Source organism: Streptomyces sp. NPDC093149 (assembly GCF_044754145.1).
Classification (GTDB): Bacteria; Actinomycetota; Actinomycetes; order Streptomycetales; family Streptomycetaceae; genus Streptomyces.
Map to the genome: position 1 here is coordinate 133514 of NZ_JBIVON010000015.1, position 20452 is coordinate 153965.

Genomic DNA, 20452 nt, shown 5'->3' on the forward strand with positions numbered 1-20452 from the left:
TTTGTCCTGCGCAGCCGCCCGGGAAGACCGGGGGGAATCGCATCGGGACGTGGCGCAGCTTGGTAGCGCACTTGACTGGGGGTCAAGGGGTCGCAGGTTCAAATCCTGTCGTCCCGACAGTGATGTCGGAAATTTCCGTAAGTCAGGGGCTCTCTTCGGAGGGCCCCTGATGCGTTGGAGAGAGCGGGCTGGGAGCCCTCTTCTGCTCCCTGTGCTCCCCTCGCTCCCAGCCGTGGTCGCCGGCGTCAATTGGCGTTGACCGCCTGTCGCCCGATCCGGTCGAGTTGGCTGTGCTCCCATGGCGGTGGGCCTGCTGCTCCCGGCTTCTACTGGTCAAGGGGTCGGTTTGCCCCCAGTCCTTCAAAGGGGGGGCGTGTGTATGGGCGACCCCCGACCCCTTGTTTGATTTCGGCGTCCCCTTGACTGCGAAAGCTCCATGTCCGGGTGAGTAGTACATGAAGACCTTGAACACGACGGCCGGGGTTTGCACAGGTCAAAGGGGGCATGGCTGGGGTCGGCCCGGCGTTGTCGGTGAGGGGTTGGCAGTACGCGGCGGTAGCGGGCGGTAAGGAGCGACTGCTCGGCCGGACGCCTGTGCGTGCGCGGCGCGCACTCCACGTGGCCGTGCCGCGCCCTGCTCGGCGCCGGTCCCTTTGGGTCGCTGGTGATGACGACCGACCGTTTCATGCTGGTCAGCCAGGCTTCGTGCCTTCGCCGACCAGGCACGCGAGATCGTGCCCGGCGCGACGATCACCGTCGCCGCGACACCCCAGGAGGCCATGGCAGCGCATCGCCCGGTGTCCCTGGCCACGACCGCGTCCACCCCGCACCTCGACCTCGCCGCCGCGCGCCCCGGCACCACCGTGCTGCATGTGCCGCTTCGCGACCTGACCGTCGACGCCGTCCTGGGTGCGCAGAACATCGTGGACGACGCCGACCATGTGTGCCGCGAGCGCACCTCGCTTCACCTCGCCGAACAGAACACCGGCGGCCGGGACTTCACCGACAAGCCCATCGGTGCGCTGCTGTGCGACCCAGGCGCTTTGCGGCGCGACCCCGACCGCGTCCTTGTCTGCTCACTGCTCGGTCCCGGGGTGCTCGACCTGGCGTTGGCCACTGGGTGTGGCAGCGTGCCGAGGAGTCCGGCGCCGGGGCACGGACAGACGGGTTCCTTCCCGTCCCCGCAACCCGACCCGCGCCCGTGACCTCAGGTTCCCCCTGACCCCCTGCGTCGTCATTCCTCAGCGGCGGCCCCGCTTCGGCGGTGCCGCCGCGCCGTTGTTCGGTGCCGGGCGGCCCGGTCTTCTCAGCTCGGCTCCGGCGGATGAAATCGATCCAAAATCGCGCGCGCATAGCGTGCGGAGAAGGTGGGCGGCGTCCGTGTGGCCCCCCTTGGCCACAGCATCCCTGACGAAAGACAGAGGCGTATGAGCAACGACGCAGTCCGGCTCACGGCGGTGAGCAAGACCTATGGAACAGGCGACCATGCGGTCACAGCCCTCCAGGAGGTCTCGCTCGTTCTGCCCCGTGGCTCCTTCACCGCCATCATGGGCCCGTCAGGCTCCGGCAAATCCACCCTCCTCCAGTGCGCAGCGGGGCTGGACCGGGCTGACTCCGGCAGTGTGACGCTGGGCGACACCGAATTGACCGGGCTTTCCGAGCAGGCGCTGACCCTGCTGCGCCGGGACCGGATCGGCTTTGTATTTCAGGCATTCAACCTGCTGCCGACGCTCACCGCCGAACAGAACGTGATGCTGCCACTGCGGCTCGCGGGACGTCGGCCCGGCCGCGACGAGGTGCGCAAGGCGCTGGCCCAGGTCGGGCTCGGCGACCGCGCCCGGCACCGGCCGGCGGAGCTGTCCGGCGGCCAGCAGCAGCGGGTCGCGCTTGCCCGCGCACTGATCACCCGCCCCGAGGTGCTCTTCGGTGACGAGCCGACCGGTGCCCTGGACTCCGCCACCAGTCGCGATGTCCTCGCCCTGCTGCGAGAGCTGACCGACAGTGAGCAGCAGACCGTGGTCATGGTCACCCACGACCCGGTGGCCGCGTCGTACGCGGACCGCGTGGTGTTCCTCGCCGACGGCCGGCTCATCGGGGAACTGGTCTCCCCGACCGCCCAGGACGTCGCCGAGCGGATGACCAAGCTGGAGGAGGTGCCATGCTGACCATCAGCCTGAGCACGGTACGGACCAGATGGACGCACTTCGTCGGGGTCTTCCTCGCAGTCGCGCTCGGCGTCGGGCTGACCGCTTCCATGGGGCTCGCCCTCGCTGCGACTCTCGACGCCCCGCAGCGCCTCAAGGAACAGGACTCGGACGCGGTCTTCACGGTCAACGCCATGCTGGCCACGGCGGCCACCGTCACGACCTTCACCTCGGTGTTCATCGTCGCCTCCACCTTCGCCTTTGCGGTGGCGCAGCGACAGCGCGAGTTCGGGCTGTTGCGTACCGCCGGGGCCACACCACGTCAGATCCGTACTGATGTGGTCGTTGAAGCGCTGCTGGTCGGCGCAGTGGCGGCGCTGGCAGGCTGCCTGCTGGGACGGCTGGGCGGCCCGAAACTGGTGGCCTGGATGGTCGACGAGCACCTGGCGCCTTCGTGGTTGAGCGTCGACGACCAGTTGTGGCCGTACCAACTCGCTTTCTGGTCAGGACTGTTGGTGGCGCTCATCGGGGCACTCGCCGCCTCTCGCCGCGCCTCGCGTACCAGCGCCGTGGAGGTGCTGCGCGAATCCGACGTGGACCGGCGCATCATGACCGGCGGCCGTTGGGTGTTCGGTGGGCTGCTGCTCGCCGTCGGTGTGGTGCTGCTCGTCCAGAAAATGGCCGCTGACCCGGCCGACCTGCTGAAGCGCAAGACATACACCACCCAGCCGTTGCTGCTGATCGGTGCCTTTGCGCTGCTCGCGCCCGTCGCTGTGCGCCCGTTGGTACAGCTGGTTGCCTGGCTGCCTTCTCGGTTGCCTGGAGCCATCGGAATGCTGGTCCGGGAGAGCGCCTCCGCAGGACTGCGGCGTACGGCGGCCGTGGCTGCGCCGGTCCTCGTCTCCGTCGGCCTTGTCGGCTCGCTGCTCGGCGCCTCCGGCACGGTCGGCGCAGGCCGCGCCGACGAGATCCGCAACCGCACGACGGCCGACTGCGTCATCACCGCGAGCAGCGGGGGGCGGGGGCTGTCCGACGAAGTGGTGAAGGCGGTCCGCGCGGTTCCCGGCACCCGTTCTGCGATCTCCGCCTCGACCACGGTCGAGTACCTGATGGAAGGCGTCGTACGCGTCCCCGACTCGGGGCGCGTCGTCGACCCCGCTTCCTACGCAGAACTGGCAAGGCTGCCAGTGGTGGAGGGCTCCTTGGAGAAGCTGGACGACCGTTCCGTCATTGTCAACGAGGAGTGGCCTGCCACGGCCGTCGGACAGCGGGTCGACGTCTGGCGAAAGGACGGTTCCAAGGTCCGGCTGACCGTCGCCGGTGTTCTGCGCACCGGTACCGGCTCCAACGGCGTGTACGTCACGGCCGCCAATGCGCCCGGCGCCGTACCGGACCGCATCGAGGTGCGGCTCGAACCGGGCGCGGATCGCGCCGCCGTCGCCGCCGGCCTGCGAGAGGCCGTGCGCGGCTCCGGTGCCACCCTCGCCACCATCGAGCAGTGGATCGCCGCCTCGCAGCCGGACACGAAGCGGGAGAACCGGCTGGCTGTGACGGTGGTGATGGGTCTGGTGGTGCTGTACGCGCTGATCGCCCTGGCCGGAACGATGGTGATGGCCACCGCTGACCGGACGCGCGACCTGTCCGTTCTCCGCCTCACTGGTGCCACCGGTGGCCAGGTGCTCCAGGTTGTCGCGTGGGAGGCCCTGACCGTCGTCGTGACAGGTGCGGTGCTGGGAGCCGTTGTCAGCGGCGTCAACATGCTGGGCGTCTGGTCCGCCCTCTCCATCCTGGTGGGGGGCGCCGCGCCGCTGTCGGTGCCATGGGGTGCCATGGGTCTCGCCGCCGCCGCGTGCACGGTGGTCGCGGTGTCGGCGGCGGTGCTGTCCGCCACGGTGGTGGTACGGCGCGCAGCTCAGGCACCACGGGTGGTGTGACCGGGCACCCGCCTGCGTGGCGATCCACCGAGTAGCCCCAGGGGTGCTGTCCGTGGAGCGTGGCGATGGGGATCACCGCGTTGCGACCGTGAGATGAGCAAGGGCCTTACGGCACGGTGCGGATTGCGGCATCCGCACCGGTGACCGGTGAGGCCCGGAGGCCTCACCGCGAGCGCTGTAGTCGACGAGGGGTCAGATCGCACAGCGCCACGTCAACAGCGGTACGGCAGACCACGGGACACGGTGGGCGCCCTGAACGTTCTACGGGCCGGGCCGGGTCGGGCCGGCCCGTCGCGAAGCCGCATCGGCATGGCGAGAAACCCCCGGCTTCAACCGGGGGAGGAGTCGCCAGCAACACGAGGCCACCAGCGGGCTCCCTCAGCTTTCCATCAGCGCCACCAGGTCCCCGGGCGATGTCATCGGCCGGGGACCTGACGCGTTCGGGTCCCGATCTGCGTCCACAGCGTCCAGGATGCGAACCATCCGCCGCCGCCAGGTCTGCGCCTCCAGCTCCTCGAACGCCGCGAGCGCCGACCGCAGCAGTCCCACAGCAGTCGGCCGCGCCCCGCTCATCAGCCGTGCGCACCCGAGGTCAGCCTGGATTCGCGCCCGGAGAAAGCGGTCTGCGACCTCCTCGGCCACCTCCAGCGCCTGCTGGAGCACCGGGACCGCTGCCTCCGGATCGCCCTGCCTCCAGCACGCCTCCCCGATGCCCCGCAGCGCATGCCCCTGCCCCAGCCGGTCGCCCACCTCTCTGGTCAGCGCCAGCACCTCTACGCAGGCCTGCTGCGCAGCCGCCGGGTCGCCCTGCCGCATCAGAGCCTCGGCGAGCCGGTAGGTGTTCTGCGTCTCGCCCCGCATCGAACCGGCTTCGTGGCTCTTGGCCATGGCCTCCCGGCACAGTGAGATCCCGCCCGGTACATTGCCGAGCTCCAGCTCGATCTGGGCGAGCAGGCCCAGCACATGCGACTCGCCCGCGAGATCCTCGGCCTTCCGGAAGTCCTCCAGGGACTGCCCGGCTTCCCGCCGCGCGGCCTCCAGATCCCCGGCGAACCGGGAGCACAGCGCGAGATTGCGCAGCACCACCGCGCGACCGTGCACCTCCCCGCACTCCTCGAACAGCTGCAGCGCGGGCAATAGGGAGGACTGTGCCTCCCGGTACTTCCGCTGGTAGATGGCGAGGGTGCCGAGCGAGCGCAGCATGGTCGCCTCGCCGAGCCGGTCCCCGACCCGCCGCGCCGCCGCCAGGGCACTCGTGGCGCACGAGTGCCAGTCCTCCAGGTAGTTATGAGCTTCGAACAGGACGGTGCCGTTGAAGGTCAGCCCCCACGCGTACGCCGCGTGGTTGCTCTCGGCCGCCTGGTGGATGACATCAGCGATGGCGGTCCGCTCCGACTCAAGCCACGCCATCGGGTCTTCCAAAAGCTCGTCGACCAGCTCCTCGGGCAGCGGGAACCGCCGCACCGGCCCATACGCCACCGAGTGGCTTCCCCCATAGGCCCGTTGCCGGGCCGCGTCCGCCAGCATCAGCCAGCCGCTGTACGCGCGTTCTGTCGTGGCGGCACGCTCCTCCTCGCTCTCCTCCGCCTGCGCGCACTCCCAGGCGAAAAGCCGCAACAGATCCTGGAAGCGGTAGCGGGTGGCCGGCCCCGATCCCCAGGCCACCTCCAGCAGATGGGCGTCGACCAGCCGCTCGAGCAGGTTCTCCGCCTCCACCGGATCGGGGATGTCCAGCAAGGCCGCTCCCACCCAGGCCGCGAAATCGGGCACCGTCAGCAGGCCCAGCCGCCGGTAGAGCCGCTGGGCGGCAGGCAGCAGATCGCGGTAGCTGAGGCGGAAGCCCGCCCGTACCCCACCCTCCCCGAGGCTGAGCTCATCGAGCCTGCGCCGCTGGTTCTCCAGTCGGGACACCAGGCTCCGCACCGACCAGTGCGGCTTGGCGGCCAGTCGGGCACCGGCGATGCGCAAGGCCAGCGGAAGCCGGTCGCACAGCGTGCCCAGCCGGGCCGTGGCCGCCGGATCCGCGCCGATCCTGGCCTCGCCCGCGACCTCTGCCAGCAGCGCGGCCGCCTCGTTGGGAGCCAGGACGGTGAGCCCGATCTGGAGCACGGCGTAGTCACCGATCAGATCGTCCATCACATCCCGTCCGGTGATCAGCACACAGCAGCGTCCACTGCCCGGCAGCAATGGCCGGATCTGCTGGAAGGAGCGGGCGTTGTCCAGGACGATCAGCACGCGCTTGCCGCCGAGCACGCTGCGGTAGAGCGCGGCCCGGTCGCCCAAGTCGGCGGGGATCTGCGCCCCCGGCACTCCGAGGGCGCGTAGAAACCGGTCGAGGACGGCTGCGGGCGGAGCCGGGGCGTCCTTCTCGTCGTACCCGCGCAGATCCGTGAACAGCTGCCCATCCGGGAAGCGGCCGGCGACCTGGTTGGCCCAGTGGATGGCCAGCGCGGTCTTGCCGACCCCACCCACCCCGCTGATCGCCGCCACGGGCAGCGGCGACTGGCCCAGCCGCTCGTCCAGCATCCGGTCCAGCGCCCGCAGCTCGCCCGCCCGTCCGGTGAACGAGGCGGAGTCGACCGGCAGCTGCGCCGGAACGTTGGTGGCAGGGGCCGACACCGGGTCGGCGGGCGGTTGTGTCAGCTCGGGTGAGTCCTGCAGCACCAGGTCGTGCAGCCCCCGGAGGACCGGACCGGGTTCTATACCCAGTTCCTCCACAAGGAGATCACGCCCCTCCCGGAAGACTGCGAGCGCCTTGGCCCGCCGCCCCGAGCGGTAGTGCACCAGCATGAGATGCGCCCTGCTCTGTTCCCGCAGCGGATGCTCCTTCACCAGCGTCGACAACTCGGACAGCAGCGCATGGTGGCGCCCCAACCGGATCTGCAGGCCCGCGTGTTGCTCATACGCATCGAGCCGCACCTCCTCCAGCCGTGCGGCTTCCTCCTCGATCCGATCTCCGGTCACCCCGTCCAGGGCTCGGCCCCGCCACAGGCTGAGTGCCTGGGCGAACAGATCGCACGCCTCGGTGGTCCGGCCGCCGCGTGCCGCGTCCTGTGCCTGGGCCACCCGCTCCTCGAAGTCGACAACATCGATACCGTGTTCAAGTGAATTGAGGATGTAGCCCGGATGCGAGGTGACGATCAGATCGGCCGCCCCGACGGCCTCCTTGAAGACCTTGCGAAGACCGGCCACGCAGATGGCTATCTGGTTGCGCGCGGTGGTGGGAGGCCCCTGCGGCCAGACGGCCTCGATCAGGCTGTCGACAGAAACGACCCGGTTCGGCGCCAGCAGCAGCATGGTCAGAACGGTCCGCTGACGAGGGCCACCCAGCTTGAGCGCTTTCCCGTGCGCCCGTACCTCCAAGGGCCCCAAGAGCCGGAACGCGACCTGACTCATCGATGTTTCCCCCGATCCGGCTGGTCCCCGACTCCAGCTCTGTTCCTACATTGTGATCTATTTGTCGACCGTAGGTTCCATCGTCCGGCGGCCGGGCAGGCTGCTGCCTGCCGAGGATCAGCAGTACGGCGTCGGTGAGCGAACGTCGTGTGCCGACCCTTCCGGGCACCACACTGTTGGTGCTGCCAATTCCCCAAACCCGCGGCTTGGGCTTCTCGCGGGCCAGCGGCACCAATCAGTGCTATGCGTCGCGTCGGGTGAGGGTGAGCGCGGCCAGGCTCAGCGTGAGGGGAGGCATCCGGCAAGCGTCATGAAGCATCCTGCCGCGCCGAGCCGTTCATCGGTGCCCGCCGAGGCGACCGTCGTTCCCAGGCCTTCGAAGACGCTTTGCAGGCCGAACTTGGTTACGCCGTCGCCGAAGGGCGCGAGCAACATCGATGACAGGAAGGGCAGGTCGAACAGGGCTGCGACCGCACCGGCCGGGTCACCGCACTGGAGGCCCGGTTCATCGCTCCACCCCAATCGAGCACTTCGATATTGGCCGACCGGACAGATCCCACCGCGGCGCAGCTCGCGATGCTGGGCAGATGCGTCGACTGGAGGTGTCCGCCGTGACAGAACACCGCGCCGTGGTGAATCGAACCACTGAGCAGGAGGACGGTGTCCGGCCGGAGAGCCGGGGACGAGAGCGTGCGGCCGCGATGATCGCAGACGTCGAGCGGCTGGTGCGCTGCGAGTCCCCCTCGGACGACCTGGCCGCAGTCGCCCGCAGCGCCGAGCTGGTGGCCCGGATCGGCGCCGGTCACCTCGGGGCCGAGGCGGAGCGGATAGTCATCGACGGATGCACGCATGTGCGGTGGCGCTTCGGCCGGACCCCGCGCGTGCTGCTCATCGGGCATCACGACACGGTGTGGCCGGTCGGGTCGTTGAAGAGTCATCCGTTCGAGGTTCGCGACGGAGTGCTGCGCGGGCCCGGTTGCTTCGACATGAAGGCCGGCCTGGTGATGGCGTTCCACGCCTTGGCGGACCTGATCGGCACGGGGACACGGACGAGTGTGTCCGGACCCGGGGCCGCGCATCCGCTGGACGGTGTCACCCTCCTCATCACCGGTGACGAGGAGCCGGGTTCGCCCTCGTCCCGGGAGCTCATCGAGGGCGAGGCCCGCTCCTGCGATGCCGCCCTCGTACTGGAGGCCGCCGGACCGGGTGGGGCCCTGAAGACGGAACGCAAAGGGGTGTCGCGCTATGAGGTGCTGGTTCGAGGACGCGCCGCCCACTCCGGCCTTGAGCCGGATCGTGGCGTGAACGCGACGGTCGAGGCCGCCCACCAGATCCTGGCCGTGGCCGCACTGGGCGATGCGGCACACGGTACGACTGTCACGCCGACCCGCCTGGAGGCGGGCACCACGAGCAACACCGTCCCCGCCTCGGCGCGCTTCGACGTCGACGTCCGCATACGGGACGCGGCAGAGCAGCACCGTGTGGACCGAGCGATGCGCGACCTGCGGGCCCGGCTGGCCGGCGCAGTCGTGGAGGTCACAGGTGGTCCGAACCGGCCGCCTTTGCAGGCCACCGCATCGAAGGATCTTTTTGCGCGGGCGAGCCGGCTCGCGACGGACCTCGGGATCGGCCCGCTCACGCAGGTGGCCGTCGGCGGCGCCTCCGACGGAAATCTCGCCGCGGGAGTCGGCACCCCCACCCTCGACGGACTGGGAGCGGTGGGCGGCGGCGCGCATGCGAACGACGAACATCTGCTCGTCGCGGAGATGCCGCGGCGGACCCGACTGCTCACCGCGTTGGTGGCCGACCTCCTGGCCCCGCAGGACGACTGTCCGCCCGGACGAAGCGGGAGCACGCATCCTGTGCCCTCGAACCAGCTGCGCGGAGAACGGGGTTGAAACCATGACCTGCGTGACCGATCTCCTGCGCGACCGCACCGAATCCCCGCCCGTCGACGCGGCGTACGCCGCGGCTGAGACCGCCGCGCGCGTCGCGGGCATCGACATCCGTTCCCTGGACAGTGTCAGTGAGCTTGAGGCCGCTCGGCGCCTGTACGAGCAGATCTGGCGCACCGGCGAGAACAGTCCGGTGGTGACCGCCGACCTGCTGCGCGCACTGGCGAAGGCGGGAAGTTACGTCAGTGGCGCCTTCGTGGAGGACGAACTGGTCGGCTCCTGCTTCGGGTTCTTCTCCCCGCCGACGCGCGCGACCCTGCACAGCCACATCGCAGGAGTGCTGCCCCACGTGCGGCGGCGCAACGTCGGATTCGCCCTGAAACTGCATCAGCGGGCCTGGACGCTGGCGCGGGGTGTGGGCGAGATCTGCTGGACGTACGACCCCTTGGTGCGCCGCAACGCGTACTTCAACATCGCCAAGCTGGCCGCCGAGCCTGCCGAGTACCTGCCGGACTTCTACGGCCCCATCGACGACGGGATCAACCGCAGCGACGACAGCGACCGGATTCTGGTGCGGTGGCGTCTGGCGTCTTCGGACGCCGAGTCGGTCTGCGCTGGGCGGCCCAGACCGGCCGACGCGGAGGTCGCCCGGTCGCGCGGAGCGACCGTCGCCCTCGGGGTCTCCGCCACGGGTGCGCCGTCGGTGGGGCGTGCCGACGGCAACGCACGCACCGTGCTGGTGGCCGTACCCGAAGACATCGAGGCACTGCGCGAGAGCGACCCGGCGTGCGCCGTGAGCTGGCGCACGGCGGTACGGGACGTGCTGGGCGGACTGCTCGCCGACGGCGCGCGGGTGCGTGGCTTCGACCCGGCGGGCTGGTACGTCGTGGACCGCGGAAGCCCGACGCAGGTCGTCGACGGCACGCGCCGGCACGGAGCACGCCACAACGAAGCGCCACAGGAGACAGCGTGAAGGTCACCGGAGTCGAACTGCGCACCATCAAGGCACCCCTCATATCCCCGTTCCGTACCTCGTTCGGCACCGAGACCGTGCGGGAGGCCCTCCTGGTGCGCGTTGTCACCGACGAGGCCGAGGGCTGGGGCGAGTGCGGCGCGGGCACCGCTCCTCAGTACTCGTCGCAGTACACGCACGCCGCCGCGGACGTCCTCAGCCGCTTCCTGGTCCCGGCGCTCGCCAGGGTGGCGGATCTCGATGCCTACCAGGTCGCCCCGGCTCTGGCCGCGTTCAAGGGGCACCGCATGGCCAAGGCCGCCCTGGAGACGGCGGTGCTGGACGCGGACCTCCGAGCCCGGGGGGTACCCCTCGCACACGCCCTCGGCGCGGTCCGCGACAGAGTGCCGTGCGGGGTGTCGGTGGGGATCACGGAGTCGATCCCCACGCTCCTCGACGCCGTCGCCGGATATCTGGACGCCGGCTATCTGCGGATCAAGCTGAAGATCGAACCCGGCTGGGACATCGAGCCGGTGCGCGCCGTCCGCGAACGGTTCGGCGACATCCTGCTGCAGGTGGACGCCAACGCCGCCTATCGCCGCGGCGACGCCCGCCATCTGGCCCGGCTCGACCCGTTCGCCCTCCTGATGCTGGAGCAGCCTCTCGCGGAGGACGACCTCCTCGGCCACGCGGAACTCGCGAAGCGCATCACCACCCCGATCTGCCTCGACGAGTCGATCGTCTCCGCCCGCGCCGCCGCCGCCGCGCTCGCGCTCGGTGCCTGCCACGTGGTCAACATCAAGCCGGGCCGCGTCGGCGGCTACCTGGAGGCGCGGCGGATCCACGACGTCTGCGCGGCGCACGGCGTCCCCGTCTGGTGCGGCGGCATGCTGGAGACGGGACTGGGCCGCGCCGCCAACGTGGCGCTTGCCGCACTGCCCGGGTTCGTGCTGCCCGGCGACACCTCGGCCTCCGACCGCTACTACCGGACCGACATCACCGCACCGTTCCACCTCGTGGACGGACATCTCGCCGTGCCGACCGGGCCGGGCCTCGGCGTCACCCTCGTCCCGGAGATTCTGGACGAGGTGACGGATTCGACGACCTGGATGCCCGTCCCCTGAGGCCTCACCGTGCCGGCCCGTTCGTCCGTGTGGACGAACGGGCTGGCATCATTACGTCATGCGCGACCAACTCCGACGCCGGTGGGCCGGGCTAGTTTCGGCCCCGTGCTCATTCCCGTGACCAGCCTTCCGCGAGCGAGCCTCGCGCGCGTCCTGGAGGAACTCGGTTCCACCCTGCTCGACGTGGTCTGCGGTGACGTAGAACGCGCCGACGGCATCGGCGGCATCGTCATCCACGACCCACTCGACGAGCCGGAACTCCCCGACAACGCACTGGTACTGGGCGTAGCCCTGCACGACCTCTCCGACATCGCCCGAGTCGTCACCCGCCTCGGACAGCGCGGCGCCGCGGCCCTGGTGGTACGCGCGCCCCTCACCGCAGACAAGGCGCTGATCGATGCGGCCGAGGCATCGGGCGTGGCCGTGCTCTCCTTCGCCCGCGGCGCCTCCTGGACGCACCTGGCGGGGATGCTCCGGACGCTGACGACCGACAGCAACCGGCATGACATGGATGGTCACACGACCCGGATCGAGTCCGGCGACCTCTTCGCGGTCGCCAACGCGATTGCCGCGCTGCTGGACGCGCCCGTCACCATCGAGGACCGCAACTCGCGCCTGCTGGCTTTCTCCAGCCGGCAGGAGGACACCGACCCCTCGCGGGTCCAGACGATCCTGGGCCGGCAGGTCCCCGAGCACTACACGCGCATCCTTGAGGAACGCGGAGTGTTCCAGGCGATCTACCGCAGCGACCGCCCCGTCTTCGTCGCGTCTCTCCCCGAGTCGGGCGACACCACACAGCCGCCCGAACTGCCGCGCGCGGCGATCGCCGTGCGCGCCGGGGACGAGATCCTCGGCGCGATCTGGGTGGTCGTCGCCGAGCCACTGAGCGAGGACCGCAGCGAAGCGCTCTACGAGGCGTCCAAGCTGGTCGCGATGCACATGGTGTGGCAGCGGGCGGACGCGGACATGGAAAGGCGGCAGCGCGCGGAGCTGCTGGCCACCGCACTGGAGAGCGGCCCTGGATCACCCGAGGCGATCGGCCGCCTCGGCCTGAAGGACGAGCCCGCCGTCGTTCTCGCACTCACCGTCGTCGACAGGGCGAATGAACACCGACTGCCCGCCCGTACCGCCACCGAACGCAAACGCCTCGCAGACGCGTTCGCCATGCATCTGGCCGCGGTGCACCCGCGCGCCACCGCGGCGCTGATCGGCGACATCGCGTACGGCATCCTTCCCCTGCTTCCGCAGAACCGGCACGACGCCGAGGAACGGGCGGCCCGCATCGCCACCGAGTTCCTGGCCCGCGTGGGCTCCCGGCTGCGCCCCGTGATCGGCGTAGGGACGTACGCCGAGGACAGTGCGGCGCTGGCCCGGTCGCGTACCGGAGCCGAACGGGCGTTGCGCGTCCTGCGGTCGGGAACCGCCGGGCAGCCGGTCGCCCGCCTGGACGACGTCCACGTCGAGGCAATGCTGCTGGAGCTCGCCGACCTCGTCCCGCGCGGGGACCTGCCCAGCGGCGTCGTCGCACGCGTCATCGCCTACGACGAGATCCACGAGACCAACCTGGCCGAGACGCTGCGGAGTTGGCTCGACGCCTTCGGCGATGTCGCCACGGCCGCCGCCTCGATGTTCGTGCACCCCAACACGTTCCGCTACCGGCTTCGGCGCGCGGCGGAGGTCGGCCGGATCGACCTCAATGATCCGTCCGCACGTCTCGCGGCCATGCTGCAGCTGCACCTGATGTCGCTCAGGTCCACCCCGGACGGCGGATGAGCGGACAGGCCGTCCCGCCCGCTCATCCGGAAGCTTCCTGACGGCCCAGACCGAGTGTCCTGATCAGAAAGGCCAGCCACTCGGCGTCCTGCGCGGCCGCGACCTCGTACGACGTCGCCGCGCCGTGCCCGGCGTTGTCGAAGACGTGCAGGAGGATCGGCGCGTCCCCTTCCTGCGCCGCCTGCAGGCGGGCGGCGAACTTGCGCGCATGCCAGGGAGGACACCGCGGATCGGTCGCCCCGGCCTGAAGATAGATCGCCGGGAAGACGCCGGGTCCCACCAACTGGTAGGGCGAGAGCCGCAGCAGCCGCCGTACTTCCGCAGGATCGTCCGGATCCGCCCACGCCTTGCGGATGACGAAGTCCAGATAGGGATCGCGGGTGCCCCCGATGAGGTCGAGGAGCGGCGCCATCGGCAGCACGGCACACCACAGCTCGGGGCGCGTCGTGAGGGCGACCCCGCACATGAGACCGCCGTCGGAGCCACCGGTCAGCGCGAGCCGTTCGGGTGCGGTGAGCCCTGTGGCGACGAGGTGCTCGGCGACGGCGATGAGGTCGCGGTCGCGCACGTGCTTGCGCTCCCGGTGCGCGGCCAGGTACCAGTCGCGGCCGAACTCGCCGCCCCCGCGCAGATGCGCCCGTACGAGCACGCCGCCGGCCGCGACGAAGGCGGCCATCTCGGGCTGGTACTGCGGCAGCAGAGGCACGTTGGCCGCTCCGTACGCGGAGATCAGCGTGGGCGCGGGCTGTGTCGGATCGCTGCCCGCCGGTCGCACCACGTGGTAAGGGATCTCCACGCCGTCGAGTGCGACGGCCCGCTCGAACGTCACGTCGGCGTCGAGGGTGACCGCCGGGGCCGACAGCGTCTCGATGTCCGCCTCTCCCGGACGGTGCCGATAGACGCCCCAGGAGCTGGTCGGAGTGGAGAAGGCGAAGACGAAGTCGTCCGGGGGAGAGCCCACGGCCAGGCCGGTCAGGGCGAAGAACGGTGCGGAGAGCGCCCCCTGCCCGGGCAGCGGAACCTCCCCCGTGACCGCGCCGGAGTGGTCGAGGATCCGTACCCGGGCGCACGTCTGGTCGAACTCACTGAGGTACAGATGGTCACCGACCGGAGACAAGGACCGCAGCACCGTCTCGCCCTGTGGCACCAACTCCGTCCACGAGGCGGGGTCGTTGGGGTCGGCGGCGTCCAGCGGGAGCGCAACCACGCGCCCGCGTGGTGCCGCTACATCGGTCACCGCGATGTAGCGGTCGCCGACGATGTGTCCGGCGACGGTCCCGGCGCAGTCGGTGACGAAGGGACGCCAGGGGGTGGCGGGCCGGGACAGATCGCGTACGGCGACCGGAACAGGACTGCCCACCCGGTGACTTGCGACGGCCCAGCGGCCGTCGGCCGAGAACTGCACGAGTGTGTACTCCCGGGAGCCCTCACCGACCGGGATCGGTTCCACCACGGTGCTGCCCGCGCTGTCCCGCGTGGCGAGCCGGTGACGGTACACGGCCTGCCGGAACTGATGCGGCGAACCGGTCAGGGCGAGGAAGAAGAAGCCGCTGCTGTCGGGCAGCCACGACACGCCACCGGCCCACGCGCTGTGCAGGACCTGCCGCGGCGCGCCGTCCAGTACACGCCCCGAGTCCACCTCGATGAGCCGGACCGTGTTGTGCTCGCTGCCGTCGGTGCAGACGCCCAGGGCCAGGACGCGACCGTTCGGCGACGGCGCGAACCACGACAGGAACGCGGGGCTCTGCCCGTCGCCGAACGCGGTCAGGTCGACCACCGGTCGGCCCGCGCCGAACGGCCGGTCGGCGACGACCACGCTGGGCGCCGCCACACCGGGTGCGTTCACGGCGCGGAACCAGCGGCCCGCCGCGAACCTCGGCAGTGCCGGGCGGGACCCGGCGTCGTAGGTCTCGATCAGCTTCCGTACGTCCGCAGGGTCCTGCCCGTCGTAGGCGATCGAAGTGGCGAGTTCGGCCTGTCGGCGCTGCCACCGCTGTACCTCGTCGGTCTCCGGCTCCAGCCATCGGTACGGGTCCGGCACCCGGACGCCCGCGACGTCCTCGAAGGCGTCGACGGTCCGCGCGGGCGGATACGACGGAGGGCTGCTGTTCACTGTGACTCCGACTCCTCGGTGTCCGGGAGACCGTCAAGGTTCCCGGGACGCATGGACTGATCTGCTGGTGCATCTGCATCCGGGGCCGCCTCGAAGCCCGCTCGCGCAGCCGCGGCGAACTCGGCATGCAGCCGCTCGAACGCCCCCGGGATCCGGTTCACCTGCCGGACGTGGAGCAGTGCGTCGTAGGCGGCCGGGAAGTCGTCGACGGGGTCGAGCCCCCCACCGGCGAGCGTCCCCTCGACGCCGTCGAAGAACCCGGCGGGCGCGCGGCGCGGATCGAGGAGGGTCACCTCCGGGCCGAGACGGTCGAGCCGCGACTCGACGGACTCCGGCGTCAGGGTCCGCGCCCCGAGCGTGACGTCGCAGTCGAACGGACGCGACGACCGTTGGGTGAAGGTGACTTCGGGCCCGGAGCCGTACGTCATCCCGATGACGACGAGGTCCGCTCCCAGCTCGGAGGAGAGCAGGCCGCCCAGGGTCGGCCGACCGTGCAGCGGTGTCCGGCGGACGTGTGCGTTGTGGGCGCTCACCACGATGCGCCGCTCCCGGCGCAGGATCCACTCCACGCTGCGCGCCATGAATGCCTCCCGCGGATAGGGACCCTCCGAGGAGGTCCCGTCCTCGTCGGCCTCGGCGACGAAGGCTTCGAGCGAGGCCGCGCACCACAGGGCGATCTCGGCGTCCTCGTCGTCCGGGCCGCTGTGCCGGCGGGAGCGGAGTGCGCGCTCGGCCAGTCCACGAAGGCCGTCGAGCAGCCGGGCACGGTCCGAGGAGGACATCGCCGCGTAACGGACCGCCGCCTGCGACCGGTTGCCCAGATCGCTCAGCCGCAGCAACTCCTCGTCGCCCGGGCGTGCGGGCAGCCGGTCGAGGCAGGCACGGACCGCCGGGCCGGGGGAGGTGGACGAGCCCGGCAGGTCCATTCCGTAGAAGGCGACCTTCGCCGACCCGCCGGAGTTGCGCCGACGCATCCAGCGCAGTTGCCTCCACATGGGCTCGCACTCGCCGAAGCGGTAGGTGACGCCGTCCCGGGCGACGGTCTCGACCCGTCCCGGCCCGCCGTCGATCCACTCGTCGACGGCCAACCCCTCGGCGAAGCCGGACTCCAGGACCAGCCCGGTGAACCCGCACTCCCGGACCAGGAACCGGAACAGCAGGTCCCTGAACCCGTAGAACTCCGTGATGTTGTGCGCGCCCTCGCCGAGCGCCACCACCCTTGCTCCACCGATCAGTTGACGCAGCGCAGCCATGTCGGCAGACATGTCGTGGAACGTATCCATGACGGCTCACCACCTTCCCGCGCGCGGCATTCAGTTGTGGAAGTACCAGAATTCCGGCGTGTACAGGAAGCTGAGCAGCGAGCTGAACGACGACGGCGGCCCGGAGAGGCTGTTCTTCCACACGACGAGGGTGTGCGGAGTCGGGAAGTAGAGCACCGGCAGATCCTTGCCGAGGTGGGTCACCTCGGCCGACAGGGCCTTGGAATCCGCTCCGAACGTCGACGCGTCGATCAGCTTGTCCGCCTCGGCGTCGCGGTACCCGCCGAGATTGAAGCTGCCTCCCGTGTTGAACACGGTGTTGCTGCTCGGGTATCCGGCCGCCAGGTACAGCGGTCCGTAGTCCTGTGCCGCCCACTTGTTCTTGTTGGCCGGTGCGAAGGAGTTGCCGTAGTTGGTGTACAGGTAGTTGAGCGACTTGCTCACGAGTGTGACCTTGAGGCCCAGCTTCTTGGCCTCCGACGCGAAGGCGGTGTCCCGGGCGCCGACGTGCGCCGGGGTGTTCGCGGAGGCGAGGGAGAAGTCGACCGTCTGCCCGCGCGGGATGCCCGCCCCGCACTCGCCGGCCCCGGTGCCCGGGCGTCGGCAGGTGGTGGTGCCGCCCGGCTCGACCTTCCAGCCGTGGTCGGTGAGCAGGTTCTTGGCGGCGGCCGGGTCGTACGGGTAGGGCGCCTCGGCACCGAACGCGGGCGGGTATGGGGAGTCGTTGCCCGCGGTGGTGTAGTTGGGGGAGGCGGCACCGTTGTACACGCCCCGGCTTCCGATGTACCCCTGCTGGTCGATCAGGTGTTGCAGGGCCTGGCGGAAGTACGGCTGCGCGATCACCTTGTCGAAGTGGTGGGTGGTGTTTTCGAAGTTCAGGACCAGCGGGTCGAGCCGGGCGGGCGCCGGGGCGCCGTAGACGTGGTAGCCCTTCTTCTTCAGCGCGTCGATCTGCATGATGAAGCTGGAGTCCAGGGTTCCGACGGTCAGGTTGCCGGCCTTGAACTGGTTGAGGACCGCCGGGGCGGAGGTGAACGACTTGAAGTCGACGCGGTCGAGCCGTGAGCCGCCCGGGCCGCTGTAGGACGTGTTGGGGACCAGGGAGAACGAGCCGGTCGTGGGGTCGAAGCTCTTGAGACGGTACGGGCCGTTGACCACCTGCCAGAGCGGGTTGTCGGCGAATGTGGCCTGGGACTCCGACTGCTCGGTGAGGTAGGTGTAGATGGCCTTGGCGTTCTTCGGCTGCGTGTAGTCGAGGTGCGGCCCCGAGGTGCGGGCGATGTTCCACTCCTTGGCGGGCATCACGTACAGCAGGGTCAGCATCGACATCAGGTAGGACGGGTTGTACGCGGTCGTGGACCTGAGGGTGAGCTCGTCCGACGCGGTGGCCTTCGCGGTGACGCCGTCGGGGAACTGCCCCGGGGTGTAGAAGCTCCAGTTGGCCGGGCTTTCCTTGAGTGCGGCCTTCAGCAGGGCCAGGGAGAAGACGACGTCGTCGGCGGTGACCGGCCTGCCGTTGGACCATGAGTAGTGCTTCATCTTGATGCTCACGGTCTTGCGGTCGGTGCTGTAGCGGGGCGCCTCGGCCAGGCTCAGTGCGGCGTCCGCGATCTGGTCGCCCTCACCACTGGGGCGGTAGAGGGAGCGCCACATGAGTCCCCGGGCGATGACGGTGCCGTTGGCGGACGCCGGCGGATACGGATAGATGTAGTTGGGGCTGAGCCCCGGAGTCAGCGCGACCGTGGCCGTGCCGCCGTCCTTGGGCTTCCCGGATTCCTTCGGCAGGGTCTTGTAACGGCCCTGCAGATCCTTGACGGGGTCGACGCCGGTGCACGCCGTGGCCAGTACGGCGAGCACGGCGGCGAGCACCGCGAAGCGGCGGCCTCGCGCCTTGCCGGGCACATGTGTCATGGATGGCTCCCTGCGAGGTGTGGTGGAAGAGGGTGAAGAGGCGACGGTTGTGGCGAGCGGCCTCAGCCGGCGCGGTGACCGACCGCGTCGCGGAGCGCGTCCGCCAGCAGGTTGAGCCCCAGCACCGTGACGACGACGCAGATGCCGACGGGATACACCAGCCACCAGTAGTCGGCGGAGATGAACGTCGCGCCATTGGCGAGCTGGCTGCCCCAGTCCGCGGTCGGGTATGTCAGGCCGAAGCCCAGGAAGCCCAGAGCGGCGACGACGAGGATCGCGTCGGCCACCTGGAAGGTGATGACGACGATGATCACGCTGAGTGCGTTCGGAATCAGATGGGTGAGGATGAGCCGTGGGCGGGAGGCCCCCATCACCCGGGCCGCCAGCACGAACTCCCGTACCCGCAGGGTCAGGACCTCGCCGCGGACGAGCCGGGCGGAGACCAGCCAGGAGAACCCGCCGATGACCAGGCTCAGCGACACGGCGTTCGGGTGGAAGCGCACCGAGAGGATCAGGACGAAGAAGAGGAAGGGGACCGACAGCAGGGTGTCGACCACCCGCATCAGGAAGCCGTCGACGACCCCGCCGGCGAGTCCGGCGACGGCGCCGTAGACCGTACCGATCGTGGTGGCGAACAGCGCGGCGAGCAGCCCGATCTGCAAGGACACCCTGCCGCCCGCCATGAGGCGGCCGAGCACGTCGAACCCGTTGAGATCCGTTCCGAGCGGATGCTCGGTGCTGGGCGGCAGGGCCGCGTTCACCAGATCCACGTCGGTCTGGTTGGTCCGGTAGAGCAGGGGGCCGAGGAAGCAGAACCCGACGACGAGTATCAGAAGGAGCCCGCCGGCGAGGCCGAGCGGGTGGTGCCGCAGTTCGCGCAGCACCGGCTTCAGAGTGAACCGCTCACGCGTGTCGTTCAGTTCGGCCGGGTCGGCTGCTGACGGCGCCGTGGCGCCCGCCTCCAGGGCCCCCGCTGTGTCCGTGTGTCGTGAGGTCATTTGTTCAACTCGATTCGTCTGTCGGCGGCGGCGACCGCGATGTCGGCGGCGAAGTTGCCGGCCACGGTGAGGACGCCGCCGATCAGGGTGTAGGCGAGGAGCACCGGGTAGTCCTCGTGCTGCAGGCTGTTGAGGAACAGCAGGCCGAGGCCGGGGTAGTTGAAGAGCGACTCGACGATCAGGTTGCCCGCCAGGAGGCTGGGGATGAGCGTGCCGACCAGCGTGATCAACGGCAGACAGGCGTTGCGCAGCAAGTGGCGCGTCAGGATGCTCCGCTCCGGGAGCCCTTTGGCCCGGGCGACCCGGATGTAGTCCTGGCCGAGCTGGTCGAGAGCCGACGAGCGCTGATACTGGGAGAAGATCGCGACGCTGGTGACGGCGAGCGTGATGACGGGCAGGGCCATGGCGCGGGGATCGGTGAGGACCACCCACGAGGAGTGTGACTGGGACGCCTCGGCAGGGAAGAACGGCAGGGACTGGCTGAACACGGCGATCAGGATCAGGCCGAGCAGGAACGACGGAGTCGCGTAGAGGACATAGGAGGCCGCCGTGGTGGCGCGGTCGACGAGACTGTTGCGGCGCACCGCCTGGAGGATGCCGAGCGGGACGGCGATCAGCAGCGCGAGGACCAGGCCGGCGATCGACAGCATCGCGCTGCGGCCGGCGTTCTGCTGCAGTACCTCCCCCACGTTCTCGTTGAGCTTGTAGGACCTGCCCAGGTCACCGTGGGCGAGTTGGCCCAGATAGCTGAGGTACTGCACGACGAGCGGCCGGTCGAACCCGTGCTCCCGGTTGAAGTCGGCCACGGCCTGGGGGGACGCGCGCTGTCCCAGGACCACGCGGCCCGGGTCGTCCGAGACCACGTGCAGCAGGAAGAACACCACCGCGGAGATGCCCAGCACGACGACGAAGGAGATCGCCAGCCGTCGGACCACGTACCAGCTCATGCG

At 70.1% G+C, this 20452-nt stretch carries 14 protein-coding genes and 1 tRNA gene; 8 read left to right on the forward strand and 7 right to left on the reverse strand.

The genetic code is table 11. The features are described 5' to 3' along the window. Positions 1-43 precede the first annotated feature (43 nt). The 4 genes from ACIQCZ_RS33995 to ACIQCZ_RS34010 all read left to right on the forward strand — a co-directional run bounded on the left by ACIQCZ_RS33995 (position 44) and on the right by ACIQCZ_RS34010 (position 4078). Positions 44-117, forward strand: a tRNA-Pro gene (locus ACIQCZ_RS33995). A 662-nt stretch (positions 118-779) separates the two neighbouring features. Continuing rightward, positions 780-1205, forward strand: coding sequence for a hypothetical protein (locus ACIQCZ_RS34000; protein WP_402288326.1), 426 nt, complete (start codon positions 780-782; stop codon positions 1203-1205). A 222-nt stretch (positions 1206-1427) separates the two neighbouring features. After that, positions 1428-2165, forward strand: a complete 738-nt coding sequence (locus tag ACIQCZ_RS34005) for an ABC transporter ATP-binding protein (protein WP_402288328.1) — start codon at positions 1428-1430, stop codon at positions 2163-2165. Continuing rightward, the gene (locus ACIQCZ_RS34010) at positions 2159-4078 is read left to right on the forward strand and encodes an FtsX-like permease family protein (protein WP_402288331.1); all 1920 of its coding nucleotides are present in this window, start codon (positions 2159-2161) and stop codon (positions 4076-4078) included. Before ACIQCZ_RS34005 ends, ACIQCZ_RS34010 begins: the two co-directional genes overlap by 7 nt. 378 nt (positions 4079-4456) lie before the next feature. Here ACIQCZ_RS34010 and ACIQCZ_RS34015 read toward each other — a convergent pair whose 3' ends face one another. Continuing rightward, positions 4457-7474 (reverse strand): BTAD domain-containing putative transcriptional regulator, encoded by a 3018-nt coding sequence (locus ACIQCZ_RS34015; RefSeq protein ID WP_402288333.1) that lies wholly within the window; start codon positions 7472-7474, stop codon positions 4457-4459. Between the two features lie 279 nt (positions 7475-7753). Next, complete coding sequence (locus ACIQCZ_RS34020) at positions 7754-7909, reverse strand: hypothetical protein (RefSeq protein ID WP_402288335.1); 156 nt, start codon at positions 7907-7909, stop codon at positions 7754-7756. 266 nt (positions 7910-8175) lie between these two features. Here ACIQCZ_RS34020 and ACIQCZ_RS34025 point away from each other — a divergent pair, with 266 nt between their 5' ends. The 4 genes from ACIQCZ_RS34025 (at position 8176) to ACIQCZ_RS34040 (ending at position 13218) form a co-directional block, all read left to right on the forward strand. Then, positions 8176-9372, forward strand: coding sequence for a M20 family metallopeptidase (locus tag ACIQCZ_RS34025; protein WP_402288378.1), 1197 nt, complete (start codon positions 8176-8178; stop codon positions 9370-9372). A gap of 13 nt (positions 9373-9385) precedes the next feature. Next, a complete protein-coding gene (locus tag ACIQCZ_RS34030) occupies positions 9386-10342 on the forward strand; it encodes a GNAT family N-acetyltransferase (protein ID WP_402288338.1) in 957 nt (318 codons plus the stop codon). Beyond that, positions 10339-11445: an o-succinylbenzoate synthase gene (gene menC / locus ACIQCZ_RS34035; RefSeq protein WP_402288340.1), complete on the forward strand. Its 1107-nt coding sequence runs from the start codon at positions 10339-10341 to the stop codon at positions 11443-11445. The genes ACIQCZ_RS34030 and menC overlap by 4 nt, the downstream gene beginning before the upstream one ends. 105 nt (positions 11446-11550) lie before the next feature. Continuing rightward, the gene (locus tag ACIQCZ_RS34040; RefSeq protein ID WP_402288342.1) at positions 11551-13218 is read left to right on the forward strand and encodes a PucR family transcriptional regulator; all 1668 of its coding nucleotides are present in this window, start codon (positions 11551-11553) and stop codon (positions 13216-13218) included. A gap of 22 nt (positions 13219-13240) precedes the next feature. Here ACIQCZ_RS34040 and ACIQCZ_RS34045 read toward each other — a convergent pair whose 3' ends face one another. The 5 genes from ACIQCZ_RS34045 to ACIQCZ_RS34065 all read right to left on the reverse strand — a co-directional run bounded on the left by ACIQCZ_RS34045 (position 13241) and on the right by ACIQCZ_RS34065 (position 20449). Beyond that, positions 13241-15331 carry a prolyl oligopeptidase family serine peptidase gene (locus tag ACIQCZ_RS34045; RefSeq protein WP_402288344.1) on the reverse strand — a complete coding sequence of 697 codons (2091 nt, stop codon included), beginning with the start codon at positions 15329-15331 and terminating at the stop codon, positions 13241-13243. Next, complete coding sequence (locus ACIQCZ_RS34050) at positions 15328-16596, reverse strand: erythromycin esterase family protein (protein ID WP_402288347.1); 1269 nt, start codon at positions 16594-16596, stop codon at positions 15328-15330. Before ACIQCZ_RS34050 ends, ACIQCZ_RS34045 begins: the two co-directional genes overlap by 4 nt. 48 nt (positions 16597-16644) lie before the next feature. After that, complete coding sequence (locus ACIQCZ_RS34055; protein ID WP_402288349.1) at positions 16645-18504, reverse strand: ABC transporter substrate-binding protein; 1860 nt, start codon at positions 18502-18504, stop codon at positions 16645-16647. A gap of 62 nt (positions 18505-18566) precedes the next feature. Continuing rightward, complete coding sequence (locus tag ACIQCZ_RS34060; protein ID WP_402288351.1) at positions 18567-19502, reverse strand: ABC transporter permease; 936 nt, start codon at positions 19500-19502, stop codon at positions 18567-18569. Next, a complete protein-coding gene (locus ACIQCZ_RS34065) occupies positions 19499-20449 on the reverse strand; it encodes an ABC transporter permease (protein WP_402288353.1) in 951 nt (316 codons plus the stop codon). Before ACIQCZ_RS34065 ends, ACIQCZ_RS34060 begins: the two co-directional genes overlap by 4 nt. Positions 20450-20452 lie beyond the last annotated feature (3 nt).

What these genes read in the sequence shown, in the direction of transcription:
- ACIQCZ_RS34000 (WP_402288326.1), top strand. Translation starts at nt 780, where the DNA reads ATGGCAGCGCATCGCCCGGTGTCCCTGGCCACGACCGCGTCCACCCCG.
- ACIQCZ_RS34005 (WP_402288328.1), top strand. Translation starts at nt 1,428, where the DNA reads ATGAGCAACGACGCAGTCCGGCTCACGGCGGTGAGCAAGACCTATGGA.
- ACIQCZ_RS34010 (WP_402288331.1), top strand. Translation starts at nt 2,159, where the DNA reads ATGCTGACCATCAGCCTGAGCACGGTACGGACCAGATGGACGCACTTC.
- ACIQCZ_RS34015 (WP_402288333.1), bottom strand. Translation starts at nt 7,474, where the DNA reads ATGAGTCAGGTCGCGTTCCGGCTCTTGGGGCCCTTGGAGGTACGGGCG.
- ACIQCZ_RS34020 (WP_402288335.1), bottom strand. Translation starts at nt 7,909, where the DNA reads ATGTTGCTCGCGCCCTTCGGCGACGGCGTAACCAAGTTCGGCCTGCAA.
- ACIQCZ_RS34025 (WP_402288378.1), top strand. Translation starts at nt 8,176, where the DNA reads ATGATCGCAGACGTCGAGCGGCTGGTGCGCTGCGAGTCCCCCTCGGAC.
- ACIQCZ_RS34050 (WP_402288347.1), bottom strand. Translation starts at nt 16,596, where the DNA reads ATGTCTGCCGACATGGCTGCGCTGCGTCAACTGATCGGTGGAGCAAGG.
- ACIQCZ_RS34055 (WP_402288349.1), bottom strand. Translation starts at nt 18,504, where the DNA reads ATGACACATGTGCCCGGCAAGGCGCGAGGCCGCCGCTTCGCGGTGCTC.
- ACIQCZ_RS34060 (WP_402288351.1), bottom strand. Translation starts at nt 19,502, where the DNA reads ATGACCTCACGACACACGGACACAGCGGGGGCCCTGGAGGCGGGCGCC.
- ACIQCZ_RS34065 (WP_402288353.1), bottom strand. Translation starts at nt 20,449, where the DNA reads ATGAGCTGGTACGTGGTCCGACGGCTGGCGATCTCCTTCGTCGTCGTG.